This is a genomic window from Streptomyces sp. NPDC002790 (assembly GCF_040295505.1).
Taxonomy (GTDB): Bacteria; Actinomycetota; Actinomycetes; order Streptomycetales; family Streptomycetaceae; genus Streptomyces.
Window position 1 is genome coordinate 1 of sequence record NZ_JBEOVM010000212.1, and the last position, 4,751, is coordinate 4,751.

The 4,751-nt window shown below is 70.7% G+C and carries 4 protein-coding genes; 2 read left to right on the plus strand and 2 right to left on the minus strand.

The genetic code is table 11. The features are described 5' to 3' along the window. Positions 1-45: 45 nt before the first annotated feature. Entirely contained in the window at positions 46-1,560 is a 1,515-nt protein-coding gene (locus ABT004_RS35940) for an FG-GAP repeat domain-containing protein (protein ID WP_351345927.1), read from the minus strand. A 192-nt stretch (positions 1,561-1,752) separates the two neighbouring features. Here ABT004_RS35940 and ABT004_RS35945 point away from each other — a divergent pair, with 192 nt between their 5' ends. Next, positions 1,753-2,250: an LURP-one-related/scramblase family protein gene (locus ABT004_RS35945; protein ID WP_351345930.1), complete on the plus strand. Its 498-nt coding sequence runs from the start codon at positions 1,753-1,755 to the stop codon at positions 2,248-2,250. Between the two features lie 625 nt (positions 2,251-2,875). Here ABT004_RS35945 and ABT004_RS35950 read toward each other — a convergent pair. Then, positions 2,876-3,685: a carbon-nitrogen family hydrolase gene (locus ABT004_RS35950; RefSeq protein ID WP_351345933.1), complete on the minus strand. Its 810-nt coding sequence runs from the start codon at positions 3,683-3,685 to the stop codon at positions 2,876-2,878. Between the two features lie 179 nt (positions 3,686-3,864). Here ABT004_RS35950 and ABT004_RS35955 point away from each other — a divergent pair, with 179 nt between their 5' ends. Next, positions 3,865-4,689, plus strand: a complete 825-nt coding sequence (locus ABT004_RS35955) for a maleylpyruvate isomerase family mycothiol-dependent enzyme (RefSeq protein ID WP_351345936.1) — start codon at positions 3,865-3,867, stop codon at positions 4,687-4,689. Positions 4,690-4,751: the final 62 nt, after the last annotated feature.

A 4,751-nucleotide genomic window follows, 5' to 3' on the forward strand; every position in this document is an offset into this window, starting at 1 on the left:
GGGGGCCCCGGGGGGGCCCGCCACCGCCGGGGACCGGCCGCGGGGTTAGCGCAGCGGGTTGCCGAACAGGGCCTTGGCGTCCGGGGCGCCGAGGTCCTTCGGGTTGATGGCGGTCGAGCCGGTCGCGGTGATGCCGGTGGTGGTTCCGGGGAACGACCACACGGCGCCGGCCGACGCGTTCTCGCCGGTCGCGGAGACCGCGAGGTCGCTGTTGCCGTCACCGTTCGTGTCGGCCAACTGGCAGCCCGAGCCGAACGCGTCGTCCGACTCGGCGACGCCCGGCACGTCCGCCGAGTTCTGGTTGAGCACCTGGGAGCCCTCGCCGGTCACGCCGTCGGCGGAGCCGTGCAGCAGCGCGACGGAGCCGGCGTTCGACAGGCCGCTGAAGTCCTCGCCCGAGATGCCGAGGGCGACCTCGGCCCTGCCGTCGCCGTCCACGTCGCCCACGGAGACGCAGGAGCCGAGGTGGTCGCCGTCCTCCTGAGCGCCGTAGAAGCCGGGCAGGGACTGGTCGAACTCCTGGGTGCGGTCGCTCTTCAGGCCGTCCTGCGTGCCGAACGCGAGGGTCACCTTCTGCATCGACTCACCGATGTCGGGGTCCTCGGGGTCGGAGCCGACGACCAGGTCGTCGATGCCGTCGCCGTTGACGTCACCGGAGGCCAGTTCCCCCTGGGTCTCCGGTGCCCAGCCGCGCTTGAAGCCCGAACCGCTGCCGTACAGGACGGTGTTGTTCCAGACGCCGTCGCCGTTGTACGAGCGCAGGGCCAGGTCGTCGCGGCCGTCGCCGTTGAGGTCGCCGACGGCGTTGAAGAACACGGGTCCGGTCGTCGAGTCCGGCCCGTCCACGCAGCCGTACTCGTCGTCGACGCAGGTCGCGTCGTCCTTGCCGTAGCCCCACCACTCGGACTTGTCCATGAAGGGCAGCTTCTCGGCGGGGGCGCCGGCCTTGGAGACCGGGCCCTTCCACAGGGCGGCCGACTCGGTCTCGGGGTCGTCGCCGTAGCTGCCCATGTCGGCGAGCAGGGCCAGGTCGGGCTTGCCGTCGCCGTCGAAGTCGCCGATCTGCGGCGACCTTCCGTACGTGGCGATCTTCGTGCCGCCGGTCAGGCCGGAGGCCGATCCCCAGACGATGACGCCGCCGGCGTCCTCGCTCTTGGAGCCGATCACGAGGTCGCTGTAGCCGTCGCCGTCCAGGTCACCCTTGGTGAGGTACTGGCCGAACGCCTCCTTGGCGGCGGCCGAGCCCGGGATCCCGCTGGTGGAACGGGAGATCAGCGTCTTGCTCGCGGGGTCGAGCCCGTTCGCCGAGCCGTACGTCACCGCGACGTAGCCGGCGCCGGCCTTGCCGGAGATCGTGCCTCCGGTCGCGGCGGTGACGAGGTCGGCGTAGCCGTCGCCGTTGAAGTCCTCGGCGGTGTCGGCCTTGGCGGCGGTGGTTCCGGCGGCGGGGGCCGCCTGGGCCGGGGTCAGTGAGACGGCGGTCAGGCCGCCCGCGACGAGAGCCGCGGACAGGAGGCCGATCCGGTTTCTGCGGACACCGTGGGGTCGTGCGCGCAACATGCGGTTCCTTTGGTCGTAAGGTCACGTCCATCTCATACGACCCATTAATCCCTCGAACGGTTGCACGTACCACTGAATTCGCTTTCTACGTGCGGCTTTTGGGGGCCCGTGCGAGGCGCCGTTCCGCCATCCGGCCCCGATTGGTCGTCTCGAGGAGGGTCCTCACCCCGGGATTCGGGCACTGGTGAACGTATGCGCTACGAAGTGAAAGAGCGGATCTTCGGGATCGGCGAGGACTACTGGATCGAGGACGAGCACGGCCGCAAGGCGTTCCTCGTCGACGGCAAGGCGATGCGGCTGCGGGACACGTTCGAGATCAAGGGGCCCGACGGGCAGGTCCTGATCGACATCCACAAGAAGGTGTTCGCGCTGCGGGACACGATGGTGATCGAGCGCGGTGACGAGGAGCTGGCGAAGATCAAGCGCAAGCGGCTGTCCCTGCTGCGCAATCACTACCGTGTCCAGCTGGCCGACGGCAGCACGGAGCTCGACGTCAGCGGGAAGATCCTGGACCGGGAGTTCGCCGTTGAGTACGAGGGTGAGTTGCTCGCCGAGATTTCGCGGCGGTGGTTGCGGGTGCGGGACACCTACGGCGTCAACGTGATCCGGGAGGACGCGGATCCGGCGCTCCTGATCGCGGTGGCGGTCTGCGTGATCCACCTCGCGGAAAAGGAACACGGCGACGACTGAGGCTGTCCGGGGGGGGCGGGGGCCGCGGGGCTCAGTCCGTGTGCGGGGAACGTGGCTGAGGCCGCGGGGCTCTGCCCCGGACCCCGCTGCTCAATCGCCGCAGGGGCTTGATATGCCGGGCTTGATGGTGCCGGACCAGATATTGCTGGGCTCGGCGGTACCGGGCTTGGCGGTACCGGGCTTGGCGGTGCCGGGCTCGAGATTGCCAGGGGCGATTTATCCGCCAACCGCCCATCTCCCACCCACCCGCCCCTCCGGGGCGTCGGCCTCACGGGGTGCCGCAACCGCTCAAGCGCCCCGCCGCGAGCGCGGCTCCCCACCCGTGACAGCGGGCCGCAACCGCCATGGGCGATCCCGCCGTCGGAACGGCTCCCCGCCCACTGCGGTCGACCGCCACCGCCTTGGGCAACCTGCCGCCGGTGAACGGCCCACCCTCCCGAAGCAACGGGCCGCCACCGACTTGGGCACCCTGCCGCCTTGGGCGGCAGGGTGGGCAAGGCGGTGCGCCACGGTGCCGCGCAACGAGGACGGCGGGCGTCGGCCACGGTGCAGATCGGAGCCCAGCGCAGCGCACACGTCACCGCAGGCGCCGAGCCCGGTACAGAGCCCCCGGCTCAGGCCGACGTCAATAACCGGTCGGCGCCGGTAGGCCCAGGCGGCGGTCCTTCAGGGCCGGGAACTGGTTCCGGGTGACCCCGACCTTCGCCGGGTCGAACTCCACCCGCAGCACCTCTTCCCCGGCCCCCGCCTCCGCGAGCACCTCACCCCACGGATCGACCACGACGCTGTGCCCGGCCTGCACAACCCCCGCATGCGTACCCGCACTTCCGCACGCCAGCACGAACGCCTGGTTCTCCACCGCCCGCGCCCGAGCGAGCAGCGTCCAGTGCGCGCGCCGCCGCTCCGGCCACCCCGCCGACACGATCAGCGTCTGCGCGCCCCGGTCGACCAACCCCCGGTACAGCTCCGGGAACCGCAGGTCGTAGCACGTGGTCACGCCCACCACGGTCTCCGGCAGCCGCACCGTCACCAGTTCCTCGCCGGCGCCCATCAGTACCGCCTCGCCCTTGTCGAAGCCGAACCGGTGGATCTTCCGGTAGGCGGCGGCGAGTTCGCCGTCGGGGGAGAAGACGAGCGAGGTGTTGTAGAGCGGGCCTTCCGGGTCCCGCTCGGGGATCGAGCCCGCGTGCAGCCACACGCCCGCGTCCCGCGCGGCCTTGGCCATCGCTTCGAAGGTCGGCCCCTCCAGCGGCTCGGCCTCCTCGGCGAACCGCTCGTAGGCGAAGGCCCCGGTCGTCCACAGCTCGGGGAGCACGACGAGGTCGGCGCGGACCGCCTCCGCCCGTACCAGTGAACTCACGCGCTCGCGGCGGGAGTTGACGGGCTCGACCGCTTTGTCGTCATTTACCGCGATCTGGATGAGCGAGGCGCGCACACTACCACCGTCCTGGCATTCGAGCCGTCGGCTCTACGTCAACAACAGCCCTGCGTTCGTCACACCAAAGCACTGCCGGGGTGCCTACCGGCAGCGTAACTTAGCCTCTCAAGACACCCACGCCCATGCCCGACGACTGTCTCAACGCCCGTGTACCACCGCTCGAGGGGTCCCCTTCCGTGAGTCTCCACCCCAGCCTTCAGACCTACGCCGACGCCTGGACCCACTCCGTGGAAGCGATATCCGAGCTGGTCACCCCGCTCGCCGAGGGGGAATGGAGCCGGGCCACGCCCTGCCCGGGCTGGTCGGTGCGCGACCTCGTCTCGCATGTGATCGGCACCGACTGCGAGATGCTCGGCGACCCGCGGCCCATCCACACGCTGCCCCGCGACCTCTACCACGTACAGACGGAGTCGCAGCGGTACCAGGAGGTCCAGGTCGACATCCGCCGGCACCACACGGCACCCGAAATGGTCTCCGAGCTGGAGTACACGGTCATCCGCCGCAACCGGCACCTGCGGAACGAGTCCCGCGACCCCTCGACCATCGTGCGCGGCCCGCGCGGCATCGAGGAGACCCTCGAATTCGCCATGCGCAGGCGGGCGTTCGACATCTGGGCGCACGAGCAGGACCTGCGCTGGTCCCTCGGCAAGCCCGGCAACCTCGACTCCCCGGGCGCGTACGTCACCCGTGACCTGCTGCTGTCGATCCTGCCGAAGATCGTCACGAAGGACGCGGGCGCCCCGGCGGACTCGGCCGTCGTGTTCGATGTGCACGGCCCCGTGGAGTTCCTGCGCACGGTGCGCGTGGACGCGGAGGGCAGGGGCACGGTCGACGGGTCCCCGTCGCTCGGTCCGGCGGTGACGATCTCGTTGGACTGGGAGACGTACGTACGGCTGTCCTGCGGACGTGTCGCGTTGGACGCGGTGGCGGACCGCGTGAAGACCGAGGGCGACGTTGACTTGGCGTCGGCGATCCTGAGGTCCCTGACGGTCACGCCCTGACCCTCCGGGCTTCTTTTGAGCCCCGCCGTCGGACGAGAGCCAGCGGGGTGCGGGGGGGGGCG